The organism is Ornithinibacillus caprae, from assembly GCF_009728145.1.
Classification (GTDB): domain Bacteria; phylum Bacillota; class Bacilli; order Bacillales; family Amphibacillaceae; genus Ornithinibacillus; species Ornithinibacillus caprae.
The window spans coordinates 357,999-381,379 of the sequence record NZ_WOCA01000001.1; the positions used below are offsets into that span (position 1 = coordinate 357,999).

Sequence of the window (23,381 nt, forward strand, 5' to 3'; positions counted from 1 at the left end):
TCACTATAATTATTACTTTAATTATAGTAAATATCTGTTATAAAGTGATCATTTAAGAGAATTTGTTGAAAAATGTACACAACTGAATTTGGTATTATTATTTGAAAGAAGATGGTATTTATTCAGTTGAATTGAGATGTAATTGTTTTGTGAGTGTATATTTAGATTGATTCTCTGTTGTTATGTTGAGGTTAAGGAGGATTTGATTTTCGTTCATATATAAATATGTTATTTGGGTATTTCCATTTGGAAATTCATATTCAATCGTTTGTTCTTCTGTAGTATAACCTAAATTTGCATAATCGTTTTTAAACCTCGCTAACCCCATCTGAAATAGGGTCTCAATTTTAATATTCTCGATCACTTTGTCAGTTATCTGTACACTACTTTGAAACGTGTACGTATTTGCTAATACGATAATAAATACAAAAACAGAAATAAACATAACCGATGGTAAGATGAAACCTCTTTGACTATTCATAAATAATAAGCTCCTTTTTATATTGATCACCATGCATAGTAGTTAGTTTTATTTCTATTCCATAATGAAGCTGTTTAAAGTTTATTTGTTTTATATTTCTCACATATACTTCATGCCCTTGATTGTTAACCTGTCTCCGTATAAGATCGTTATATTTTTTTATTGATGCAATTTCGCCAGTAGGCATTAATAGAGTGATCGATTCTGTAGTCACTTCCTCGACATTTACAGCCTTGATCATCTCGTTTTGTATAATGTGAAAAAATTGTTGTATGGAAACTTCTTCGTAGTCAGATTCGTAATCAATGGTCTTAACTAGATAGGCTAATAATGGGGTGATTATGGAAATTAATAAAAGTATAAACAGCATAGAATACATCGTAAACCCTTTTTCATTGTTCCTGATAACCATATAAACAAATGGTTTCTTGTTTATTTTTGGCATTTTTCCAGTCAACACATCCTTTAATGAGATCTTCCTCTAATGAAAAATGAAATAGTAGTTGCTTGTTACCTAATACCTCTTCTTTTGTATAAGGAAGTTCATAATCATCACTCCACAAATGAGGCTGCATTTCATCATGTAAAGTTAAGGTAATCATTCGGCGTTCTCGGATCGTTAATCGCTCTTTATCTAATAAGGAATTAATGGGAACAACTGTACCAACAATCAAAAGGACAATAGCTGTTGCTACAAGCACCTCTGTAACACTAAATCCATCATTCTTTCTCAATATAACCTCGTCCTTTTCCAATTGGGAAAATTATTTTATATGTGTCAGTCTTTGTATGGATTGCTATCGTTCCAGCTTTTCGAATAGAACCATTAGCATTAAATGAAATAAAATCTAAAGTGCGTTTTTCAAGCGACCAGCCTGGAGGGAGTTTCCGAGTTGTACGGACTTCTTGTGTATTTCCAAGTATTATAGAATAGTATTCAGTATCTAATACCATACGATTGTAGTCATCGGAACCAATAGACATATTTTGTAAATATAATACATCGAATTGAAGGGTTTCAAAAAATTGTTTTTCTTGTTGATTGGAAATAACAGAAAGTACTATGGGTGTACATAGTAATAGCAGTATAGAATAGATAGAAAGCACCATCAATACTTCTATTAGGGTAAATCCAAAGGGGGTGCCTTTAATACCATTAATTTGGGACAGATGCTTTACCGTTTTCATAAATGATATCCTCATCATTTGGGCAAGTAGTTTGATCGGCTAGAAGATATCCTTCATCTATTAATTCATCTAAATTCACCGGAGTATGTCCATTATCGAGAAGGTAGGTATCAACCTGTGCTTGTACAACAGTAACTAAAGCGTCACATCCTTTATCAGATACTGACTTTGATTTATCGCCTAAGTTTGGGATAAACAGGATGATTAATACGGAAATAATCATTAATACAATTAGCATTTCTATTAAAGTAAAACCTTTATTATTTTTTAACATAATGTAATCGTCTCCTTTTATATGGTATTCATTAATTGAAACATTGGCCACATTAATGATAGATAGATAAAAATAATAAACGTGGCTAATATGATAAAAAATATAGGCTGAATATAAGTAAATATTTTAAGTATCTTTTGGTGAATTTCTTCCAGTAATAATTCAGCATAAATGCTAAGATCCTTCTCTAAATTAAACGTATTGGTGTTTTTTTGAAAAATGATTGTTAGTTGTTTATCTAATAGTGGAATTTGTTTTATTACATTTGTTAAATGAACTCCTGTACCTAAGTTTTTGTTCACATGTTTAGCGTAATGGGAGATAATAGGTAAGTTTTCCTGATTTTCTAAAGCATTAAAAATATCTTTTAAAGACATTCCAGTTTTTAATAGAGAGCTTAAATGAGTTGCGAATAAAAAAGAGGTTTGCATCCTTAAATAGCTTTTATATATAGGGATGGATTGATAAATGATAATGCGTTTTTCTATAGGAATACTTTTCTTTTTGTGAAGCCAAAAGATAACAGTTCCAACTACTAGTGCAAAAATAACTAAGGTGAAGTGATTCATAAAAGCAATAATCTCCATGGATAAATGGATACTTGTATTTGTCTCTGGATTGGTGTGGAACATATTTTCAAATGAAGGTAGAATAGTACGATTTAAGAAGAATAATAAGAGGGAAAAGATAATAAGTAGGATGATGGGATAGCGAATTATTTGTTCAAATTTTTTGGTATAAGTGATGCGTTTTTGGTACATATCTTTGCACTTTACTAAGCTTTCTGATAAGTTTCCGCTTGATCTAGTAAATAATAAAAAAGAGGTGATGGAATGATGAAATCCTAAGCGGCTAAAAGCTTTGTCTATAGATTCTCCATTTTTTAGCATAAGGATCATTTGTTCTGCTTCTTTTACAAGTGATTGATCCCATTTAATGGTTTCCAATGCATCTAGTAGTGGATAACCACTTGATAATGATCGTTCAAGTCTGTGTAAAAATCGGAGTTGAAGGTCACTTTTTAGCGTTTTTTTCTTAAAAGGAGTAATACGTATCTTCTGAGATAAACCCATAAGCATAAGCCTTCTTTCGTAAATAATTAAACGAGTGTCGATGATCTTCTAGACTGGTACGTAATCCTTTTAATGTATTTTCTAACAACGGACCGTCTAATAGTTCTAAAATGGCTGCACGTCTTTGTACCGACTGATTGATATTTATAGGTAGCAGCTGTATGGATGCTATTCCAATTAATGATTGTGCTAAATCTGAATTGCTTAGTCCCAATTCAAACAGGCGATGAATAGTACCAATCGTATTCTTAGCATGCAATGTACTTAGTACAAGGTGACCGGTTAGTGAGGCATCAAATGCAAATTTTGCTGTATGCTGATCACGTATCTCTCCGACCATGATAATATCTGGATCGTGTCTTAATGCTGCTTTTAAACCTGATTGATACGTAATTCCTGCCTTTTCATTTATTTGCACCTGTAAAATATCATTCAGCTTCTTTTCAATAGGATCCTCGAGTGTTATGGTCTGGTAGGAGCTTTCTTCTAAAAGCGATTGTAGTAGAGCGTATAACGTAGTAGTCTTTCCACTCCCGGTTGGTCCAGTGAGCAAAATGAGACCTGAGGGGTTAGTTATCCATTTTTTTAATATAGATAGTTGATTTGGGAATAGAAAAAGTTGGTTTATTGGAATAGTTTCTTCTTGGGGTAAGATTCGTATTGCTAAGCTTTCCAATTGGTTGACGGGGAGGGTTGATAGGCGAAGAGCGAATTTTTCGGTGTCAACCTGATGCGAAATAGCACCATCCTGAGGTTTTCTAACTTCACCTATATCCATTCCTGCTGTAAACTTATAGTAGGTAAGCAGTAGTTCATATTGTGATGTTAGCATCGTTTTGTAAATTGTTCGTTTACCATGAATACGGAAATAGATATTTGTTTTGTTAGGGAATGGATAGAAATGAATGTCTGATGCTTGATGGGAGATTGCGGATAATAGAAGCTTTTCTGCAAATACTGCAGTGGGGTTCAATGGAAGTGCACCTCCTTATTGAATTTTACTTACTTAAAAAACCATTCGACATAAATTGGCAAATTCCTTCTTTTTTAATTAATTTTTTTAAAAGGTGTGAAATTATGGATAAACTTTTTTTGATCGGCTTTATGGGAAGCGGTAAATCAACGGTAGGAAAGAAGCTTAGTCTAATTTTAAATACTTCGTACATAGATACGGATTCATTAATAGAGGAAACGTATCAAAAAAAAATACCAGCGATTTTTAAAGAGGAAGGAGAAAATGCTTTTCGCAAATATGAGACCGATATTTTACATACAGTGACAGCCGAGATCGTATCGACTGGAGGAGGCATTGTAGAGAAGGATGAAAATGTAAAATGGATGCAAAAAAATGGGGTAATCATTTATTTACAATCGAATTTTGATGAAATCACTACTCGATTGGAGAAAGACTCCTTTAGACCATTATGGGATAAGAGTTTAGCCGATCGAAGAAAGTTATATATTAAACGAGTTATTATGTATGAACAATACGCAGATCTTGTAATAGATACTACCCAAAAAGACATCGAAGCAATTGCACATGAAATCATTCATGAATATACGTATAACTACAAACCAAATCGTGAAAAATATAGGAAAGAAATTCTAAAAGGATGATTACTATGTCAAATGATTATATTAGAACAATGACGGAAAAATTCGTTTCCTATATTGATTTACCTTTAGAGGAAAAAAGAAAAAGAAGAGAAACGTATAAAGCTAAAAAGCAGCAAAATAAACCAGTGAATCGATGGTTTGGTGCTATACCTTTAGCGATTAGAATTTCTTTTAAGAAAGAGTGATAGCAGGCCCAAATATGGACCTGCTATTTTTTTTCTATATGATGGAATTCAGGTTTCAAGTAAAAAATTCCACCATTAATGACAGAGACTTCAATTTTGGGATGGTATCTGTCGGTGATTTCTTCAATTTCCTTTTGAATTCTTACTTCTTCTTGTTCGGTCTGGTCATGATAAAAATGCTTTAGTAATTCGATTTCTTTTTTTAGTTCCTTTAATGATTCTGTTGCCCAATGGTGTTCTTGGTTTTGAAGATAGTCATCTAAAACAGTTTTAATACGGTTGAATCCACTCTCTACTTTAATTAATGGTGAGATGGTATAGCAATAATCAGATATTGCTGCTTGCAAATCGATTTGGTTTAATTGCTCCATCATCTCTGATTTCATTACCCCGTTTACTAAGTTTAATCCAAGGGAGAATAGTTCATCCTTTTTCTGCTTCCCGATATAACTTATTTTTATATTTGTAACCAGCCATGGATGTAAGGCAGTATTTGTAGTCGCTTGAACACGTTGAAAAAGTTTGGTAAAACGTTCATTATTTTTTAAATGGTTTAATATTTGCTGTAGACGAGGGCTGCCAAAGTGAATTTTTTCCCCTTTTGGATCAGGGTGAGTTGGATTCGTACGTAATGTTAGTTGCATGGGATCACCTGGATGCCCCATTTTTTTAATGTAATGCCAATAAAATGGACGATTCATTAAAGCTTTGTCCATTTCTTCTGTTAATTGTATTTGTAACAATCCATTCTCGTTGTTTAGGATTTTACAATGATGTGCAGTAAAATAATCTTCTAAAAATGAATTTAAGTTAGATATTGCCATATTGTTGTTGCTCCTCATGCTCAGTATTGTGAGTGTTACTAATAATGGAAGTTAAGTTATCTAGTTTTATTTTAGCTTCACCAGTGGAAGATGAGTCATTAAAAATAGATTGAATCTCTGTCTCAAGGTCTTTAATTTCTAGTTCTGCAAGAATATCATCCAAATGACCAATTACTTGCTCAAATAAATTTATTTTTTCATAAAGAAGTTTCATAATATGCTCTTCAACCGTACCCTTTATGGCAAAATTATAAATATGAACATCTTTTTCCTGTCCATAGCGATGAATTCGGCCAATACGTTGTTCTAACCTCATTGGGTTCCAAGGTAGATCATAATTAATCATATAGTTACAAAATTGTAGATTAATACCTTCGCCACCAGCCTCTGTAGCTATTAAGACTTGAGCGCGATCTTTAAACAGTTGTCTCATCCAATCCTTTTTCCTACGTTTAAATCCACCTCTAAATGGAACTGAAGTAATGCCATGTTGTTGCAAATACCATTGTAAATAAAGCTGCGATGCACGGTACTCCGTAAATATTATTACCTTTTCATCTCCAATCTGTTTAATCAATTCTACTACTTTTTCCGCTTTTGCATGGTGTGGTAGCTGTTCAATCTTTTCTATAATTGGTTTCAAATAGTCTTGGTTATCATTGTTTGCTAGTTTTTGTAAAGACAGATAACACGCTTCCCTTGAAGAACAAATCTCTCGAAGAAACGTTATTTTTGAAAAGGTTGAAAAAGGTTGAACGGTCGTATCTAATTGTCGGTATACTTCTTGCTCTTCTTCAGAAAAATCAACCCATACGGTTTCAATATGTCTTTTAGCATTATTTAACGAAGTCCCGTGTCTTGTATTACGAACCATTACTTTTTGTATGAGTTGCTTTAAGTAAATATCCTGATTTATTTTCTTACGATCCTTTCCATATTGTTGAACGAATGAATCATAGTTTCCTAAATGCCCAGGCTTTAGAATAGATACTAAGTTAAAGATTTCAATAAGTTTATTTTGAACTGGAGTAGCTGTTAATAGTAGGCAGTATTTTTTCTTTAAAGAACGAACGAATTCATAGTTTTTTGTTTTATGGTTTTTTAGTTTATGTGCTTCATCGATTAACAGAAAATCATAGTCAATATCCAATATAGCTTCACGATGTGGATCTCGCTTTGCCGTATCAATTGATGAAACAACAATTTCATATTGATCCCAATTGTAGTTCTTTCGATGTGCAACAGCTGGAATATAAAATTTTTCATTCAATTCCTTTACCCATTGATTAACTAATGAAGCCGGTACGAGAATTAATGCTTTCTTGACTAACCCACGGATCATATATTCTTTTAAAATTAATCCAGCTTCAATTGTTTTACCAAGACCAACTTCGTCAGCTAAAATCGCTCTACCATTCATTAGCTCAATAGCCTGCTTTGCCGTGTCAATTTGGTGAGGTAAAAACTCAATATTTGGAAGAAATTCTAATGCTCGTAAGCCATAGAATTCTTTTGTCATAGTTGTTTGTTCTGCTTGATAAGCCATATTAAAAAGTTCCCAAGATGAAAATGGTCCATCTTTTTCAAGGGAATTTTGTAGGTTTGAAATAAATGTTGAGTCGTAATTGATCGTTATGTTGTTCATCCTACACTTCCTTTATAATAAAATTAATAAGGTGTAATGGTAACAGTAGAAATATTTCATTCCCACTAGTTGTTTTGTTCACTTATGCAAGTAAAAAGATAGAAAATAATGTTCAGAAAAAAGACACAGGTAAGCGTTTATATGGTATAATGAACGCGATTAAAAAATAGAGTTTTACATTCAATACATAGGTTAGTATAACCAAAATAATCATTTTTCATAAAAGGCGAATGAATACAAGGGGAGAGATTATTTATAGCTACGTATTAAAAGCTATAAATAACGCCGAAGGAGCAAGCGTTAACACGTGAATCTCTCAGGCAAAAAGACTCTTGTAGGACGCAACTCTGGAGAGTGTTTACATCTTCATGTAAACCACCCACGAAGCAAGTATCTATCCCTCTATAGTGATGGTATTCGGTAGATACGCAACTTTCTGGTTTAAGGACAGAGATTTTTCTGATTACAGTAAAATCTCTATTTTTTTATGCTTAAAAATGGTGTTGTAAAGCAACCACTATTGTTGAAAGGCTTTGCAAAACCATGTTTGCTAATCTTCAAAAAAGGAGTGGTGATATGAGTGAATTGAAGAGAACCCCTTTGTATCCTGTTTATGAGAAATATGGTGCAAAGACAATTGATTTCGGTGGATGGGATTTGCCAGTTCAGTTTTCAAGTATTAAACATGAACACGAGGTAACAAGAACAAAAGCAGGTCTCTTTGACGTATCCCATATGGGAGAAATAGTCGTAAAAGGACCTGAAAGTCTAGCATTCTTACAGAAAGTTGTTACAAATGATGTATCAAAATTAACACCGAAGAAAGCACAGTATTCACTTATGTGTTACGAAAATGGTGGAACGGTTGATGACTTTTTGATTTACATGTTAGAAGAAGACCACTATTTATTAGTTGTTAATGCTGCGAATACAGACAAGGATTACGAGTGGTTAGTCGAACAAAACACGTATAGTGAACAAGAACTTACAATTATAAATGTTTCATCAGACTATGTTCAACTAGCTCTTCAAGGCCCACTAGCAGAAGAAATTTTACAAACAATTACAGAAACTGATTTAAGTCAGATTAAGTTTTTCCGTTTTGAAGAGAATGTGCATTTTACAAATATTCCATCCGGTGCATTGGTATCTCGCACGGGTTATACAGGTGAAGATGGATTTGAAATATATATAGATCCAGCTAGTGGGTGTGATTTATGGGATCTATTATTGGAAGTTGGAAAAGATAAAGGACTTGAACCGATTGGGCTAGGTGCTAGAGACACATTACGTTTTGAGGCTAGTCTGCCATTATATGGACAGGAGCTATCAAAGGATATAACACCTATTGAAGCGGGTCTGAAATTTGCCGTAAAAATGGATAAGGCAGTAGATTTTATAGGTAAAGAAAGATTGAAGGAACAACTTGAAAATGGACCAGCAAGAAAAATTGTTGGAATTGAAATGATTGATAAAGGTATACCGCGTCACGGTTATGAAGTAACCCATGACGGTCAAGTGGTTGGATTTGTTACTTCTGGAACACAATCTCCAACTTTAAATAAAAACATCGGACTTGTATTAGTAAATGCAAATGTTACAGAAATAGGTACAGAACTTTCTGTACAAGTTCGTAAACGTACATTAAGAGCAAAAGTGATTCCTAAATCATTTTTAAAACACAACTAAAAGGGAGGGTATACACATGGAATTTCGTTATTTACCAATGACAAATGAAGATAAAAATGACATGTTACAGTCAATAGGTGTCCAAACTACGGATGAGCTTTTTTCGGATATCCCAAAGAAAGTTCGTTTTAATGGAGAATTAAACCTGAAAAAGCCTGCGAATGAATATCAGCTTAAGAAAGAGCTAACAGAGATGGCAAATAGAAATGCTAACCTAAAACAAAATAGTTCATTTCTTGGTGCTGGAGTATATGATCATTTTATACCGTCTGTAGTTGATCATGTCATCTCAAGATCTGAATTCTATACCGCTTATACTCCATATCAACCGGAAATTTCACAGGGGGAGCTCCAAGCTATCTTTGAATTCCAAACGATGATATCAGAATTAACCGGAATGCCTGTAGCTAACTCTTCTATGTATGATGGTGGGACAGCTCTGGCAGAAGCAGTAAATTTAAGTGCTGCTCAAACAAAAAGGAAGAAAATCTTAGTTTCTAAGACAGTACATCCTGAGTCTAGAGCAGTAATCGAATCTTATGGTAAAGGTCCGAACTTGGAGATTGTTGAAATCGATCATAAAAATGGGGTTACAGATCTAGAACAGTTAGCCAATGAGATGGATGAAAATACTGCGAGTGTTGTTATCCAATATCCAAATTTCTTTGGACAAATCGAGTCATTAGAAAAGGTTAAAGAAATAATTGATACACAGAAGAAAACGATGTTAATCGTATCTAGTAATCCCCTGGCTTTAGGTTATTTAACTCCTCCAGGAGAGTTTGGTGCAGATATCGTTGTTGGTGACACACAAGTCTTTGGAATCCCTGCACAGTTTGGAGGGCCGCACTGTGGGTATTTTGCAACGACTACTAAATTGATGCGTAAAGTACCTGGTAGGTTAGTTGGACAAACTACGGATGAAAATGGAGTAAGAGGGTTTGTGCTCACATTACAAGCTAGAGAACAGCATATTCGCAGAGATAAAGCAACTTCAAATATCTGTTCAAATCAAGCTTTAAATGCACTTGCTAGCTCGGTAGCGATGAGTTCCATTGGAAAGCATGGCTTGAAGAAAATGGCGGAATTAAATATGCAAAAAGCACGTTATGCCAAAAGGAAATTTGAAGAAGCTGGTTTCACAGTATTATCAGAGGGACCGATCTTTAATGAGTTTATTGTAAAACTATCAATGCCTGTGAAGGAAGTAAATGATAGTTTATTAGATAAAGGAATTATTGGAGGATATGATTTAGGGCTTGTTTATCCAGAATTAGAAAATCATATGCTGGTCGCTGTAACGGAAATTCGTACAAAAGAAGAAATCGATACTTTTGTAAAAGAATTGGGGGATATCCATGGCTAATAAAGACTTTCCTTTAATATTTGAACGTAGTAAAGAAGGTAGAACAAGTTATAGCTTACCAGAACTAGATGTACCCGAAGTAAATCTGGATGAAGAGTTTGAGGATTCGTACATTCGAAAGACTGCTCCAGACCTACCAGAGGTAAGTGAATTAGAGGTTATGCGACATTATACTGGTTTATCCAACAGAAACTTTGGTGTGGATTCTGGTTTTTATCCTTTAGGTTCTTGCACGATGAAATATAATCCAAAGATTAATGAAGATGTAGCTCGTTTAGATGGATTTAGTCATATACATCCATACCAGGATCCGAGTACAGTCCAAGGTGCATTGGAAATGATGTATGATTTACAAACTTCATTGAGTGAGATAACGGGTATGCATCAAGTTTCCCTTCAGCCAGCAGCAGGTGCGCATGGTGAGTGGACAGGACTTATGATGATCCGTGCTTTTCATGAGGCAAATGGTGATCTTAACCGAACAAAAGTAATTGTGCCAGATTCTGCACATGGAACAAATCCTGCTTCAGCTACGGTAGCTGGATTCGAAGCAGTTACGGTGAAATCAAATGAAAAAGGCTTAGTTGATTTGGATGATTTAAAACAAGTTGTAGGCGATGACACAGCTGCGTTAATGTTAACGAATCCTAATACGTTAGGACTCTTTGAAACAGAAATTTTGGAAATGGCAGAGATCGTACATCAAGCTGGTGGAAAGCTATACTATGATGGTGCAAATTTAAACGCTATTATGGGGTATGCACGTCCAGGTGATATGGGATTTGATGTTGTTCACTTGAATCTTCATAAAACATTCACTGGCCCACATGGTGGTGGTGGACCTGGTTCTGGTCCTGTTGGGGTTTCGAAGGAGTTAGAGCCATTTTTACCAAAACCAATTTTAGCGAAAAAAGAGGATCAATATGTATTTGAGTATGACCGTCCACAATCGATTGGTAGAGTAAAACCTTATTATGGTAACTTTGGAATTAACCTTCGAGCATATACCTATATCCGTACAATGGGTGCTGAAGGTTTGAAGAGAGTTAGTGAGTATGCTGTGTTAAATGCGAATTATATGATGCGTAAATTAGAACAAGAATTTGATTTGCCATATCCGCAACATTGTAAGCATGAATTTGTGTTATCAGGTAGAAGACAGAAAAAGTTAGGGGTTCGTACGCTAGATATCGCAAAACGACTGTTAGATTATGGCTATCATCCACCAACTATTTATTTCCCACTGAATGTCGAAGAGGCGTTAATGGTTGAACCAACTGAAACAGAGTCAAAAGAAACATTAGATGGTTTTATCGATACAATGTTATCTATTTCTGAGGAAGCAAAATCGGAACCAGAATTAGTTCAAGAGGCTCCTCATAATACGATAGTTAAACGTATGGATGAAACAACTGCAGCGAGAAAACCTGTTTTAAGATATTATAAATAGGTGGAACGTGATAATCCAGTACGATATTACGTGAATTGTAGAATATAAAATAAAAAAACAACCTAAGGTGAATTTTATTTCTCCTTAGGTTGTTTTTATAGATAAGTTAGATTGATTATTTAGTCTTAATTTTTCCAGTCCATTTTTTGAATCCGCCTTTTAGTTGACTAATATCTTCATAACCTTTTTTATGAAGTAACTGTGCAGCTCGTGCGGAACGGGACCCACTTTGACAGTATAGGTAAACTGGCTTATCTTTTCGTAATTCTACTAAACGCTGGCGTAATTGGGTTACAGGAATATTTCTTGCACCCAAGATATGGCCTCTTTCAAATTCTTGTGGTTCTCTAACATCAATTAATTGTGCTTTTCGATATCCTTCACGAAATTGTTCTTCCGTTAATGTTTTTAAATACATACGCTGCCTGAAAAAGCGAAATATGCCGACACCTAAAAGGATTACGAGTGCAATAATTAAAAATTCCATGATTTTTATCCCCCGTCTTTCACATTAGTACATGTTCTATTATATGGTGATTCTCTTATTTTTTCAAAGTTTTTTTAGTTAGACTTTATTATCTCATTATGAGAAAAATAATTTTTGCTCTATTTAAGAAAGATGGTCTATGAAAAATCCCCTAAATAGAAGTGTTTGTCGAATACACTCAGATAATGTCTAAGATTTAATAAAAATCAACTAGCAAAACTCTCTTTTTTATAGTAATTATTCACTTCTTACTCTATTTCTCTTTGATTATCTTCTAATTTTATATATTTTCTATCGTTGACAAAATTGAATCATTTCGTTCCGCACACAATATATAGTGTTTTTTAAAATTTACGATACAATATATTGTGTAATTTGGTTTGAGATGATATGGTATATTTAGATGATAATTTAAAAACAATTGTTAGTAGATTTAGTAAGGAGTGAGGTAATGTCGGCGGTTGTTGAAAAAATGAATAGTATTAATGTGGAAATGTTAAATGAGGATATCAAGCTTTTTCCACAAGTACATCCAATTACTGGTGATATGAAATTAACACATAAAGGTGTATCGAGATTAGTAATGTTGGATCGTTATGCTTTTAAAGACACAGAGAAAAAGACGTTAAAAGAAGGTGACTTCGTCGTTTTAACTGTAAAAGCAGATCCGAAATTTCCAGCACGTGGGTATGGATTTGTAAAATCTATTGATTGGATTAACAAAGAAGCAATCATTAAGGTTGACCCAGAATTTCTAACTGTTTTGGATGGTGAAGAGGCAACTACTGGTGAGGTGAAACGAGGATTAGATGTCATTGATAAGCCTTTAGAAGTGTTCTATGAGCAAATTGCTAAACGTAATGCAACAGGGCTAGCAAGTGTTGAAACAACCGAAGAAAAGAAACAAGAATGGGTTGAAAAATTTAACAAAGAATTAGCAAGCTTAAATTTCATTCCTGCTGGTAGGGTGTTATACGGTGCAGGGGCTGAAACAGATGTTACATACTTCAATTGTTATGTAATGCCTTATATTAAGGATTCTCGTGAAGGAATTTCCGACCATCGTAAACAGGTCATGGAAATTATGAGTAGAGGTGGCGGTGTTGGTACGAATGGATCAACGTTACGTCCTCGAAATACGTTAGCAAAAGGTGTTAATGGAAAGTCTTCTGGATCTGTATCATGGTTAGATGACATTGCAAAGCTAACGCATTTAGTGGAACAGGGTGGGTCAAGACGTGGTAAAGAAGCATAGTGTGCCTCGTCTATAAAAAAACCTCGTGAACTGCTGGAAAATCTTTTTTAGTTTTACACATGTTATATACATCTAGATTGTGCACGCTATTAAATAATTTCTAGGATGATTAACATATGAAACTATAGGATGCTAAAGAAAGTCAAAGTTGTAGAATTTGTGATTTTAATATATCTCTTAATAAACAAGGTCGTTTTACATCACATTTATTAAAGGAACATGACATATCACTTGATAGATACTTAAAAAAATATTTTTCACCGTCTAGAAGATTTAAAATGCTCTTACGAATTATAGAGTGTGATGGTGATTATTGGCATGCTAATCCTAAATTTTATAAAGAACTAGCAGATTGGCAAGTCAAACGAAAACAAACTGACTTTGAAAAAAATGTGATTGCTCTAAGGAATGGATTTCGAATCGTCCGATTTTGGGAAGATAATATCATAAATAACTTTGATTTTATAAAAGGCATCATACATGACTTGCTGGCTACAACGTAACTGGAAACGGTAGGCGTGAATGCTTAAAAACAGCAAGTGGATAAAGACGATCAGCAGCCAAGCTCCTTTCAAATGGAGAAGGTTCAACGACCATCGAAAGCACGCTAATGAAGCGGAAGTGAGTAGAGTAGGAATCAAGTGATTCCGAAGCGCGAGGACATCCAAACAGGATGTAAGATATGGTCTGAACTCTAAGGTGACTTAGAGAGCTGAATTAACGATTCAGCGAAACATTTGGCACAAATGATAATGTTAGTGGACTCTCATCCTGATATTATAGAATTCATTATTTCTAAAATGCAAAATCCTAGAATATTACGTTATCTAATTGAAAACACAGAGGATGAGCAAATTAAGCGTTTAGCTCAAGAAAAACTAAAATTCACACCCCTTACAGAAACTGAGACAGACCTTTACCAAGGAATTCTTAACTACAAAAATATTCCTGGTCAAGGTGGTTTTACAAGTGCTGCAATTCGAGAAGCAGAGGAAAAATTAAGAACAGGCGGAACGTACTCTGTTCAAAATTCTGAATTCTTAACAGGTGCAAATATTTCTGTTTGTATCACAAAAGAATTTATGGATGCTGTTGAAAACGATGGGATGTATGAACTACGTTTTCCTGATGTAGAAAATTATACAACGGAAGAGATGAAGGCATATAACGAAGAATGGCACAATGTTGGTGATGTTCGTAAGTGGGAAGAAATGGGCTATGGTGTACGTGTACATCGGAAAATAAAAGCAAAAGAGCTTTGGAATTTAATTAATGTTTGTGCAACGTATTCTGCAGAACCAGGAATCTTTTTCATTGATAATGCAAATGACATGACGAATGCAAAAGCATATGGTGATCAAGTTGTTGCTACGAATCCGTGTGGCGAGCAACCTCTCGCACCATACAGTGTCTGCAACTTAGCCGCTGTTAACTTAGCAGAAATGGCTGATAAAGAGTCAAAAACCGTTAACTATGAAAAATTAAAAGAAACTGTACGAATCGGTGTTAGAATGCAGGACAATGTTATTGATGCTACACCATACTTCTTAGAAGAAAATAAAAAACAAGCACTAGGTGAAAGAAGAATTGGACTAGGTGTTATGGGTCTTCACGATTTATTGATTTATTGTGAAACAGAATATGGATCTGAAGAAGGTAATCAGTTAGTTGATAAAATATTTGAGATGATTGCTACAACAGCATATCGTGAATCTATTGAACTAGCGAAAGAAAAAGGAAGCTTTCCATTTTTAGTTGGGGATTCAGATGAAGAAACAAACAGCTTGCGTGAAGCATTTATTAATACTGGCTATATGAAGAAAATGCCAGAAGATATTCGAGATGATATTTTAAAATATGGTATCCGTAATTCCCATTTACTAACTGTTGCACCTACTGGAAGCACTGGTACAATGGTTGGCGTATCCACAGGATTAGAACCATACTTCTCTTTCTCCTATTTCAGAAGTGGAAGACTAGGTAAATTTATTGAAGTAAAAGCGGATATTGTTCAAGAATATCTCGATAGAAATCCAAATGCTGATCCAGAGAATCTTCCAAATTGGTTCGTGACTGCGATGGAGCTAGATCCAGAAGCACATGCTGATACACAATGTGTTATCCAACGCTGGGTAGATAGCTCTATATCCAAAACAGTTAACGCACCAAAAGGTTATACCGTAAATCAAGTTGAGCAAGTATACCAAAGGCTATATAACGGTGGAGCAAAAGGCGGTACGGTTTACGTCGATGGAAGCCGTGACTCTCAAGTATTAACTCTAAAGGCAGAGGAAAATACATTTGGAGAACAAACAGAATTATTTGATGAAGAAACCGAGAAACCAAAAGTAGTATTAATGGATACAATTCAGGAACTAGACAAAACAAACGTTACGATCGGCTCAGAAGTCGGAGATACATGTCCAGTTTGTAGAGAAGGTAGCGTTGAAGATATTGGTGGATGTAATACATGCACAAGCTGTGGCGCACAGCTGAAATGTGGATTGTAATCTAATAATCTTAAGAAGAACTGATAAAAATCGATCAGTTCTTCTTTTTTTGGTAAAACGTTAACTGTTTTAACCAAGATAGGTCCAACTTAGGTATTCGTTAAGGATTTTCACACCAAGTTTATCCTGTATTTCCGATTCGAGTAGCGACTCTTAGGTCACACCAACACGGAACCTAACAATAATGAGGGGGAAGGAGCTATTGAAGATTCATTTTATAAGATTTAGCTTGTTTATTATATTTAATTACGGTATCCTCAAAGAGAAACAGTTTTGCCCTAGATAAATTTTTTTTGCGAAAGAGGAGATTACATGCCAACACCGAGTATGGAAGATTACATAGAACAAATATATAACTTAATTGAAACAAAGGGGTATGCTCGAGTTTCGGATATTGCAGAGGCATTAATGGTACATCCCTCATCTGTTACGAAAATGGTTCAGAAATTGGATAAAGATGATTACTTGAATTATGAAAAATACAGAGGATTTATACTTACGGATAAAGGGAATAAAATTGGAAAGCGATTAGTGTTTCGTCATGAATTATTAGAAGATTTCCTTGAAATAATAGGTGTAGAAAAAGAGAATATCTACAACGATGTAGAAGGAATTGAGCATCATTTAAGCTGGAATTCCATTGACAGAATTGGCGACTTGGTAAATTATTTTAAAGCGGATGAATCTAGGATTCAAAAGTTAAAACAAATACAGAAGGATTCTGACTAGAATAACCAATAATTGGTTCTATTTTTCCCAGTGAATGCTTACATTTATAAAAAAGCATATAAGGGGAAAATAAATGAAAATAGATGCTGTTTTCTCTGGTGGTGGTGTGAAAGCATTTGCTTTCATTGGCGCATTAGAAAGTATGGAAGCAAGAAACTTGAAGTTAGAAAGAGTTGCAGGGACATCAGCGGGAGCTATATTAGCTTCTTTTCTAGCAGCCGGATACAATGTTAAGGAGATAAAAAATACATTAGACCAGTTAGATTTAAAAACTTTTTTCGATCCCCCAGCGTTCACCAAATTTATTCCAGGTAGCAAATGGTTGTTATTATATTTTCAAAACGGAATATATAGAGGAGACAAATTTGAAAGCTGGTTGTATCATGAATTAGCTAAAAAGAATGTATACACATTTAATGACATTCAACCTGGTTATTTAAAAGTTGTTGTCAGCGATTTAACATTAGGAAAGCTAGTAGTCATACCAGATGATTTAGAACGGGTATATGGAATTGATCCGAGTCAGTTTCTTGTTTCTAAAGCAGTACGGATGAGCGCTGGATTTCCTTATTTTTTTATGCCTAAAAAGATTATTGGAAAAACAAAACAGAAGAGTATTATTGTTGACGGCGGTTTATTAAGTAACTTTCCATTATGGGTATTTGACCAAGAGCGTAATAAAAGAAAAAGACCAATTTTAGGAGTTAAGCTAAGTGATTCAACAGAAATGATCCAACCTAGACAAATACATAATGCACTTGATATGCTACATGCGCTTTTTTCAACCATGAAGCAAGCACATGACGCTAGGTATGTATCTAAATCAGAGGAAGCAAATATTGTATTTATTCCAGTAAAGAAAATTGAAACAACTGATTTCAATATAAGTAGTGAAATGAAAAAGAAACTAATCGATGAAGGTAGGAAAAGAACTAGTGGATTTTTAAAGAACTGGTCAACCTAAAAAAGCGAACTTCAATTAGAAGCTCGCTTTTTTCGTTTTGATTTATTTCCATCAATAACCCGTAAATGATTCGGGCGTTTTTTAATTTTTTTCTTTATTGGAACCTGTTGTGATCTATGTTGTGATGGCTTCATATTCATAGATGTGTTTTGTTTATATTTTGTTTTTGATTGTCTAACTGCCTGCTTATATTTTTTCATATCTGTAGATGGAGCACGTTTTTTAAGAAAAAGAAAATAAACTACAGCAAAAATCGCAGCACCAAAACCTACCATAATCAATATATTTAATAGAAAATCAACAGTATTTGTAAAGAGTTGCGAAATTAGGCCGATTGCTGCTAGACCAATAATTATATAAATAAACGTAGACAATTTATTCATTTTTACGGGTCTCCTTTCTAAGGTAAACATGTTATGTATAAGAAAAACTAAACGTATTAGACCATTTAAAGAGGTTAACACGTAATTTTTTTGGTTGATCTCTATCACGTATAGTCTTACCTATTTTATCCATATTATTCAAAGTGATCGAAATTCCCTTGTATTTATCATTTTACTAAAAATATTGCTTGATAACTAGTCTATGAAAAGAGTATTTTTCAAACAGTTCGATAAAAATCCATGAGTTGTTTTATATCTATTGGTCATACTATAGTATGGAGGTTGATATAATGAGTGATAACAGAAGACTGGAACAAAATAAACCAGAACAATCAACTACACTACTTGGGCGAACATTGATTACAGGATTTGTAGGTGGCCTTCTATGGGGACTATTTGGTGTGATTAATTATTACTTTAGCTTTACTGAGGTATCACCAAGATCATTTTTATTGCGCTCATGGTTAAGAGCAGAATGGACAGATACCTGGTTAGGTGATGTTGTATCAATCTTATTATTGGGATTAATATCTATAGGTGTAGCATTAGTTTATTATATGTTATTTAGAAAGATCAATTCCATTTGGGTTGGAGCAGTTTATGGTTTAGTGCTTTGGGCAATCGTATTTTATGTATTTCAACCGATTTTTCCCAACATACCAAGATTAGTTGATTTAAATGTAAATACAATCGTCTCATGTATTTGTTTATATATATTGTACGGAACATTCATAGGGTATTCTATTTCTTATGACTATCGTGATACAGTAATGAAGAAACATACAAATACAGATAAAGAGGCCTCTAAGTAACACATTTTCAGGCGAAAAGGTTATCCAAATGAATCTGTTTATGATAAACTAATTACGTCCAACTATAAATCATAAAGGGATGAATGGTACTTGAAGCGGCTCTTATTATTAAATGGACCTAATATAAACATATTAGGAAAACGTGAAAATGAAGTGTATGGGGATTTTACACTATCGGATATTGAAACAGAAATACGTGAGCTAGTTGAAAAATTTGGGTATCAGTTAGACAGTAAACAATCAAATCATGAAGGTGAATTAGTTGATATTCTTCAAGGTGTAGATGGAACGTACGAAGGGGTTATTTTTAATCCCGCAGCATATACCCATACTAGCATTGCGTTACACGATGTTATTAAAGCAATATCAACACCAGTAGTAGAAGTACATATTTCAAATATCCATAGTCGTGAATCTTTTCGCCATCAATCACTTCTGGCTTCGGTCTGTTATGGACAGATTGTTGGATTTGGAAAACAAAGTTACCGTTTAGCGGCATTAGCACTATTGCCTGAACAGTAATGGAGTACTTGGTATTCGCAATAGAGAATTGGAATAGAAACAGGGAAAGGGATGAAAAGATGGAGAAACTAACTAAATTGAGAACTGCTTTACAAGAGAATGATTTAGATGCTCTATTAATCGCAAGTCCTATTAATAGAAGGTATGTAACAGGTTTTACGGGGACAGCAGGGGTTGCCATTGTAAGCAAAGACGATGCTCGTTTTATAACTGATTTTCGATATACTGGTCAAGCTACTGAACAAGCAAAAGATTTTACCGTAATCGAACATAAACAATTGATCGAGTTAGAAATTGCGGATCAGTTAAAGCAGTTAAATGTTAAGCGCTTAGGATTCGAAAAAAGCCATATGACATATGCGACTTATGAAAATTATAAGAAAGTAATTGATGCAGAATTAGTTCCAACGAGTGAGATAGTTGAAAATATTAGGTTAATCAAAACCGAAGATGAGTTATCCATCATGAAAAAAGCTGCTCAAATTGCGGATCAGGCATTTGAACATATCCAAGGGTTTATCAAGCCGGGAGTTAAAGAGATTGATGTATCGAATGAACTTGAATTTTTCATGAGAAAACAAGGTGCTACATCTTCAAGCTTCGATATTATCGTTGCTTCTGGTTTTCGCTCAGCTATGCCTCATGGTGTTGCATCCACAAAGGAAATTCAATCTGGTGAGCTAGTTACATTAGATTATGGGGCATTATATCAAGGATATTGTTCAGATATCACCCGTACATTTGCTGTCGGAGAAATTAGTGATGAATTAAGAAACATTTATAATACAGTGCTTGAAGCACAATTGCGTGGAGTGGACGGTATTAAACCGGGAATGTCTGGTAAAGAAGCGGATGCTTTAACTAGAGATTATATTACGGAAAAAGGATATGGAGAATACTTTGGACATTCCACTGGACATGGATTAGGAATGGAAGTGCATGAAGGTCCAGGATTATCATACCGTAACGAAGGAAAACTAGAGCAAGGTATGGTAGTTACGGTAGAACCAGGTATCTATGTACCAAATGTTGGCGGTTGTAGAATTGAAGATGATATTGTAATTACAGAAAACGGTAATGAACGATTAACTACTTCACCAAAAGAATTAATTCAATTATAGTATTAGTGTGACGGTTTTTGTTAGAAGGAGGAAAATGAATGATTTCAGTTAACGATTTTAAAACAGGATTAACAATTGAAGTGGATAATGATGTTTGGCAGGTAATGGACTTTCAACACGTAAAGCCAGGAAAAGGTGCAGCGTTTGTTCGTTCCAAACTGCGTAATTTACGTAATGGAAATATTTCAGAGAAAACGTTTCGTGGTGGTGAAAAAGTAAGTAAAGCTCATGTTGAACACAAAAAAATGCAATATCTTTATGCTTCAGGGGATTCACATGCATTTATGGACACGAGCTCGTACGAACAAATTGAATTACAATCTAATCAAATTGAACATGAATTAAAATATATTAAAGAAAATATGGAAGTTTCTATTATGACCTATGAAGGTGAAATTCTTGGCGTAGAGTTACCTAATAATGTTGAACTAGAGGTAGTTGAAACTGAACCAGGAATTAAAGGTGATACAGCTAGTGGAGGTACAAAGCCTGCCACTCTTGAAACTGGTCTTACGATCCAGGTACCATTCTTTATTAACCAGGGTGATGTATTAGTTGTTAGCACTACAGATGGAAAATACGTATCAAGAGCTAACTAAATAATTATATATATAATTCAAAAAGCAGTCCTAACTAGGGCTGCTTTTTATATTCTATCTTTTTTCTATGTCATAAATTTAACTCCTAAACATACATTTTACTATAAAGGAACAACAAAAAAGTGAGGACTGTTATATGCAGGAGATCTTACGCTTATTTCCCAATGAAATACAGTATGGAATACAAACAAAGCTCGAAAACAGGTGGGACAAGCTACAAGAAATTCGCTTACGTCTAAATCAACCAATTGAATTCATCTTTGATGATGGTGTTGAATGGCTTCATACGTTTAAGCCTAGTAGAAAAGATGGCATGTACATGGTGAATCAATTAAGTGAGTTTTCGTTATATCGCTTAGAGGACGAGCTTCGAGAGGGATATATCACTATAGAAGGTGGTCACCGGGTAGGATTATCTGGGAAGGTAAATACATTAGGTGGATCCGTTAAAGCAATTCAGCATATTTCGTTTCTAAATATTCGTATTGCAAAACAAAAAATAGGGGTAGCCAAGTCTATTATTCCATACCTATATGAGAGAAAATATTTAAGCACGTTGTTTGTTGGGGCACCTCAATCAGGTAAAACTACCTTAATTCGTGACATTACAAGAATAATAGCATCAGGGTGGAAAAACGTTTCTCCAAGAAAAGTTGGAGTAATTGATGAGAGGTCAGAAATAGCTGCCTCCATTAAGGGAATCCCGCAGCATGATGTAGGTATTCGTACAGATGTGATGGACGCATGTCCAAAAGCAGAAGGGATGATGATGATGGTCCGTTCCATGTCCCCAGAAATTCTAGTCGTAGATGAAATTGGTAGTGAAAAAGATGTAGAAGCATTACTTGAAGCCATTAATGCAGGTGTAGTTGTTATTTGCACAATTCATGGACAATCATTAGATGAACTTAAAAAGCGACCGTCTATACAACCTCTACTACAGCACAGAGTATTTAAGCGAATTATCCTACTAGATAACAATAGGAATCCTGGGATGGTTCATAAAGTATATAACGAGAAAGAAGAAAATATTTTACTGAAAACTGGGGTGCTAACCAGATGAAATGGATTGGTGCTCTTCTATTTATTGGAATTACAACGTGGTTTGGCTTTGAATGGAGTCAAAATCTAACCAAACGTCCAAAACAGATAAGGCAAATTAAAAATGCGCTTCAAATATTAGAAGCTGAAATTTTATATAGTCAGCTCCCGTTACAGGATGCATTTGCAACGATAGCAAAACAAATTCCCGAGCCAAGTAAGTCTTTTTTTTCCTACTTAGCAGCTTCTTTGGAAAAAAGAGAAATTGATTTGTTTGCAACATGGGAAAATGCTGTCAAAAATCTAATGGAAACATCATCCTTATCTTCAAATGAAAAGGAAATATTAAATCAATTTGGAAGAACACTTGGCCAACATGACTTTTCGCAACAGCAAAAACATATTCAATTAACAATTAGTCATTTGGAACGAGAGCTAGAGGATGCAATAGATGATCAAAATAGATATGGGAAAATGGCTAAGAGTTTAGGATTTCTGTGTGGTTTATTTATTGTATTATTGCTTATCTAAAAGGGAAGGGGCATTTTTATGCAGATGGATGCATCCATTTTATTTCAAATAGCAGGAATAGGCATAATTGTTGCACTGATTCACACCATTTTAAAACAAATGGGTAAAGAGGAAATTGCGCAATTTGCAACATTAGTAGGTTTTATTATTGTGCTAGTAATTGTAATAAATGGACTCTCTGACTTATTTCAGCAGATCAGATCCGTATTTTTATTCCAAGGGTAGTGCTATATGGATATTATACAAATTGTTACGCTTGGAATTATCGCTAGCATCCTTTATATCGTATTAAAAGACTTAAAAGGCCCCTTTGCTTTTCTCATTATATTAGTTACAGGAATTGTTATATTCCTGGTTGTCATCAAACAACTGGGTGCAATTATTCAATTAATTGAAACACTCGGACAAAGAGCGACAATAAATGGTATGTACATCAATACCATTCTGAAAATTATAGGTATTGCTTATATAACTGAGCTAGGTGCCAACATTACAAAGGATGCTGGGCTTGGAGCAGTAGCAGCTAAGATTGAGTTGGCTGGTAAGGTTTTTATTCTTTTATTAGCTATTCCGATTATAACTGCAGTAATTGAAGCAATATTAAATTTCATACCATCTACGTAACAGCTGATAAA

Annotated in this window: 27 protein-coding genes, 2 pseudogenes and 2 riboswitches; of the genes and pseudogenes, 18 read left to right on the plus strand and 11 right to left on the minus strand. The window is 34.4% G+C overall.

What is annotated here, in order from left to right:
- Window positions 1–118: 118 nt before the first annotated feature.
- Genes GMD78_RS01825 through comGA form a run of 7 tightly spaced genes read right to left on the minus strand, consistent with a single transcriptional unit; the run spans window position 119 to window position 3,989 of the window.
- Window positions 119–481, minus strand: a complete 363-nt coding sequence (locus GMD78_RS01825; protein ID WP_155666549.1) for a hypothetical protein — start codon at window positions 479–481, stop codon at window positions 119–121.
- Complete coding sequence (locus GMD78_RS01830) at window positions 474–926, minus strand: competence type IV pilus minor pilin ComGF (protein ID WP_155666551.1); 453 nt, start codon at window positions 924–926, stop codon at window positions 474–476. The genes GMD78_RS01825 and GMD78_RS01830 overlap by 8 nt, the downstream gene beginning before the upstream one ends.
- On the minus strand, window positions 874–1,215 hold the full coding sequence (locus GMD78_RS01835; protein WP_155666553.1) for a prepilin-type N-terminal cleavage/methylation domain-containing protein: 342 nt from the start codon (window positions 1,213–1,215) through the stop codon (window positions 874–876). Before GMD78_RS01835 ends, GMD78_RS01830 begins: the two co-directional genes overlap by 53 nt.
- The gene (gene comGD, locus GMD78_RS01840) at window positions 1,202–1,669 is read right to left on the minus strand and encodes a competence type IV pilus minor pilin ComGD (protein WP_196493688.1); all 468 of its coding nucleotides are present in this window, start codon (window positions 1,667–1,669) and stop codon (window positions 1,202–1,204) included. Before comGD ends, GMD78_RS01835 begins: the two co-directional genes overlap by 14 nt.
- Window positions 1,638–1,943: a competence type IV pilus major pilin ComGC gene (comGC, locus tag GMD78_RS01845; protein ID WP_155666557.1), complete on the minus strand. Its 306-nt coding sequence runs from the start codon at window positions 1,941–1,943 to the stop codon at window positions 1,638–1,640. Before comGC ends, comGD begins: the two co-directional genes overlap by 32 nt.
- Window positions 1,944–1,960: 17 nt before the next feature.
- The gene (comGB, locus tag GMD78_RS01850; RefSeq protein ID WP_196493689.1) at window positions 1,961–3,016 is read right to left on the minus strand and encodes a competence type IV pilus assembly protein ComGB; all 1,056 of its coding nucleotides are present in this window, start codon (window positions 3,014–3,016) and stop codon (window positions 1,961–1,963) included.
- Window positions 2,979–3,989 (minus strand): competence type IV pilus ATPase ComGA, encoded by a 1,011-nt coding sequence (gene comGA, locus GMD78_RS01855; RefSeq protein ID WP_155666561.1) that lies wholly within the window; start codon window positions 3,987–3,989, stop codon window positions 2,979–2,981. Before comGA ends, comGB begins: the two co-directional genes overlap by 38 nt.
- A 104-nt stretch (window positions 3,990–4,093) precedes the next feature.
- On the opposite strand from comGA, the gene GMD78_RS01860 reads away from it, so the two are divergent.
- Together GMD78_RS01860 and GMD78_RS01865 are read left to right on the plus strand one after the other, a co-directional pair.
- On the plus strand, window positions 4,094–4,633 hold the full coding sequence (locus GMD78_RS01860) for a shikimate kinase (RefSeq protein WP_196493690.1): 540 nt from the start codon (window positions 4,094–4,096) through the stop codon (window positions 4,631–4,633).
- 5 nt (window positions 4,634–4,638) lie between these two features.
- A complete protein-coding gene (locus GMD78_RS01865) occupies window positions 4,639–4,818 on the plus strand; it encodes a YqzE family protein (RefSeq protein WP_155666565.1) in 180 nt (59 codons plus the stop codon).
- A gap of 23 nt (window positions 4,819–4,841) precedes the next feature.
- Here GMD78_RS01865 and GMD78_RS01870 read toward each other — a convergent pair whose 3' ends face one another.
- Both GMD78_RS01870 and GMD78_RS01875 read right to left on the minus strand, forming a co-directional pair.
- Window positions 4,842–5,642: a YqhG family protein gene (locus GMD78_RS01870; protein WP_155666567.1), complete on the minus strand. Its 801-nt coding sequence runs from the start codon at window positions 5,640–5,642 to the stop codon at window positions 4,842–4,844.
- Entirely contained in the window at window positions 5,629–7,287 is a 1,659-nt protein-coding gene (locus tag GMD78_RS01875; protein ID WP_155666569.1) for a DEAD/DEAH box helicase, read from the minus strand. The genes GMD78_RS01870 and GMD78_RS01875 overlap by 14 nt, the downstream gene beginning before the upstream one ends.
- A 230-nt stretch (window positions 7,288–7,517) precedes the next feature.
- Window positions 7,518–7,629: riboswitch (glycine riboswitch) on the plus strand.
- Window positions 7,630–7,632: 3 nt separating this feature from the next.
- A riboswitch (glycine riboswitch) is annotated at window positions 7,633–7,740 on the plus strand.
- A 123-nt stretch (window positions 7,741–7,863) separates the two neighbouring features.
- On the opposite strand from GMD78_RS01875, the gene gcvT reads away from it, so the two are divergent.
- From gcvT to gcvPB, 3 genes are read left to right on the plus strand one after another with little or no spacing between them, the layout of a single operon-like run.
- Window positions 7,864–8,976 carry a glycine cleavage system aminomethyltransferase GcvT gene (gene gcvT / locus GMD78_RS01880; RefSeq protein ID WP_155666571.1) on the plus strand — a complete coding sequence of 371 codons (1,113 nt, stop codon included), beginning with the start codon at window positions 7,864–7,866 and terminating at the stop codon, window positions 8,974–8,976.
- 16 nt (window positions 8,977–8,992) lie between these two features.
- Window positions 8,993–10,342 (plus strand): aminomethyl-transferring glycine dehydrogenase subunit GcvPA, encoded by a 1,350-nt coding sequence (gene gcvPA / locus GMD78_RS01885; RefSeq protein WP_155666573.1) that lies wholly within the window; start codon window positions 8,993–8,995, stop codon window positions 10,340–10,342.
- Window positions 10,335–11,792 carry an aminomethyl-transferring glycine dehydrogenase subunit GcvPB gene (gene gcvPB / locus GMD78_RS01890; RefSeq protein ID WP_155666576.1) on the plus strand — a complete coding sequence of 486 codons (1,458 nt, stop codon included), beginning with the start codon at window positions 10,335–10,337 and terminating at the stop codon, window positions 11,790–11,792. Before gcvPA ends, gcvPB begins: the two co-directional genes overlap by 8 nt.
- Window positions 11,793–11,907: 115 nt before the next feature.
- Here the strand turns inward: gcvPB and GMD78_RS01895 are convergent, their stop codons facing one another.
- Window positions 11,908–12,279 (minus strand): rhodanese-like domain-containing protein, encoded by a 372-nt coding sequence (locus tag GMD78_RS01895; protein WP_155666578.1) that lies wholly within the window; start codon window positions 12,277–12,279, stop codon window positions 11,908–11,910.
- A gap of 451 nt (window positions 12,280–12,730) precedes the next feature.
- On the opposite strand from GMD78_RS01895, the pseudogene GMD78_RS01900 reads away from it, so the two are divergent.
- From GMD78_RS01900 to GMD78_RS01920, 5 genes and pseudogenes are all read left to right on the plus strand, one after another.
- Window positions 12,731–13,528: pseudogene (locus tag GMD78_RS01900) on the plus strand (ribonucleotide reductase N-terminal alpha domain-containing protein); the annotation flags it as partial.
- A 284-nt stretch (window positions 13,529–13,812) separates the two neighbouring features.
- The gene (locus GMD78_RS01905) at window positions 13,813–14,037 is read left to right on the plus strand and encodes a PDDEXK family nuclease (protein ID WP_155666582.1); all 225 of its coding nucleotides are present in this window, start codon (window positions 13,813–13,815) and stop codon (window positions 14,035–14,037) included.
- A 237-nt stretch (window positions 14,038–14,274) separates the two neighbouring features.
- A pseudogene (locus GMD78_RS01910) lies at window positions 14,275–16,044 on the plus strand (vitamin B12-dependent ribonucleotide reductase); the annotation flags it as partial.
- 312 nt (window positions 16,045–16,356) lie between these two features.
- Window positions 16,357–16,773 carry a transcriptional regulator MntR gene (gene mntR / locus GMD78_RS01915; RefSeq protein ID WP_155666586.1) on the plus strand — a complete coding sequence of 139 codons (417 nt, stop codon included), beginning with the start codon at window positions 16,357–16,359 and terminating at the stop codon, window positions 16,771–16,773.
- A 73-nt stretch (window positions 16,774–16,846) separates the two neighbouring features.
- Complete coding sequence (locus tag GMD78_RS01920; protein WP_155666588.1) at window positions 16,847–17,737, plus strand: patatin-like phospholipase family protein; 891 nt, start codon at window positions 16,847–16,849, stop codon at window positions 17,735–17,737.
- Between the two features lie 11 nt (window positions 17,738–17,748).
- Here the strand turns inward: GMD78_RS01920 and GMD78_RS01925 are convergent, their stop codons facing one another.
- Entirely contained in the window at window positions 17,749–18,120 is a 372-nt protein-coding gene (locus GMD78_RS01925) for an SA1362 family protein (RefSeq protein ID WP_246187537.1), read from the minus strand.
- Window positions 18,121–18,410: 290 nt separating this feature from the next.
- On the opposite strand from GMD78_RS01925, the gene GMD78_RS01930 reads away from it, so the two are divergent.
- The 8 genes from GMD78_RS01930 to spoIIIAD all read left to right on the plus strand — a co-directional run bounded on the left by GMD78_RS01930 (window position 18,411) and on the right by spoIIIAD (window position 23,370).
- Window positions 18,411–18,932 (plus strand): YqhR family membrane protein, encoded by a 522-nt coding sequence (locus GMD78_RS01930; protein WP_155666592.1) that lies wholly within the window; start codon window positions 18,411–18,413, stop codon window positions 18,930–18,932.
- Window positions 18,933–19,022: 90 nt separating this feature from the next.
- Window positions 19,023–19,454 (plus strand): type II 3-dehydroquinate dehydratase, encoded by a 432-nt coding sequence (gene aroQ / locus GMD78_RS01935; RefSeq protein WP_155666594.1) that lies wholly within the window; start codon window positions 19,023–19,025, stop codon window positions 19,452–19,454.
- A 59-nt stretch (window positions 19,455–19,513) separates the two neighbouring features.
- Window positions 19,514–20,575 (plus strand): M24 family metallopeptidase, encoded by a 1,062-nt coding sequence (locus GMD78_RS01940; RefSeq protein ID WP_155666596.1) that lies wholly within the window; start codon window positions 19,514–19,516, stop codon window positions 20,573–20,575.
- Between the two features lie 38 nt (window positions 20,576–20,613).
- Window positions 20,614–21,174 carry an elongation factor P gene (efp, locus tag GMD78_RS01945; protein ID WP_155666598.1) on the plus strand — a complete coding sequence of 187 codons (561 nt, stop codon included), beginning with the start codon at window positions 20,614–20,616 and terminating at the stop codon, window positions 21,172–21,174.
- A gap of 136 nt (window positions 21,175–21,310) precedes the next feature.
- A complete protein-coding gene (gene spoIIIAA, locus GMD78_RS01950; protein ID WP_155666600.1) occupies window positions 21,311–22,237 on the plus strand; it encodes a stage III sporulation protein AA in 927 nt (308 codons plus the stop codon).
- A complete protein-coding gene (spoIIIAB, locus tag GMD78_RS01955) occupies window positions 22,234–22,746 on the plus strand; it encodes a stage III sporulation protein SpoIIIAB (protein ID WP_155666602.1) in 513 nt (170 codons plus the stop codon). Before spoIIIAA ends, spoIIIAB begins: the two co-directional genes overlap by 4 nt.
- An 18-nt stretch (window positions 22,747–22,764) precedes the next feature.
- Window positions 22,765–22,971: a stage III sporulation protein AC gene (spoIIIAC, locus tag GMD78_RS01960; protein WP_155666604.1), complete on the plus strand. Its 207-nt coding sequence runs from the start codon at window positions 22,765–22,767 to the stop codon at window positions 22,969–22,971.
- Window positions 22,972–22,977: 6 nt separating this feature from the next.
- Window positions 22,978–23,370: a stage III sporulation protein AD gene (gene spoIIIAD / locus GMD78_RS01965; protein WP_155666606.1), complete on the plus strand. Its 393-nt coding sequence runs from the start codon at window positions 22,978–22,980 to the stop codon at window positions 23,368–23,370.
- Window positions 23,371–23,381 lie beyond the last annotated feature (11 nt).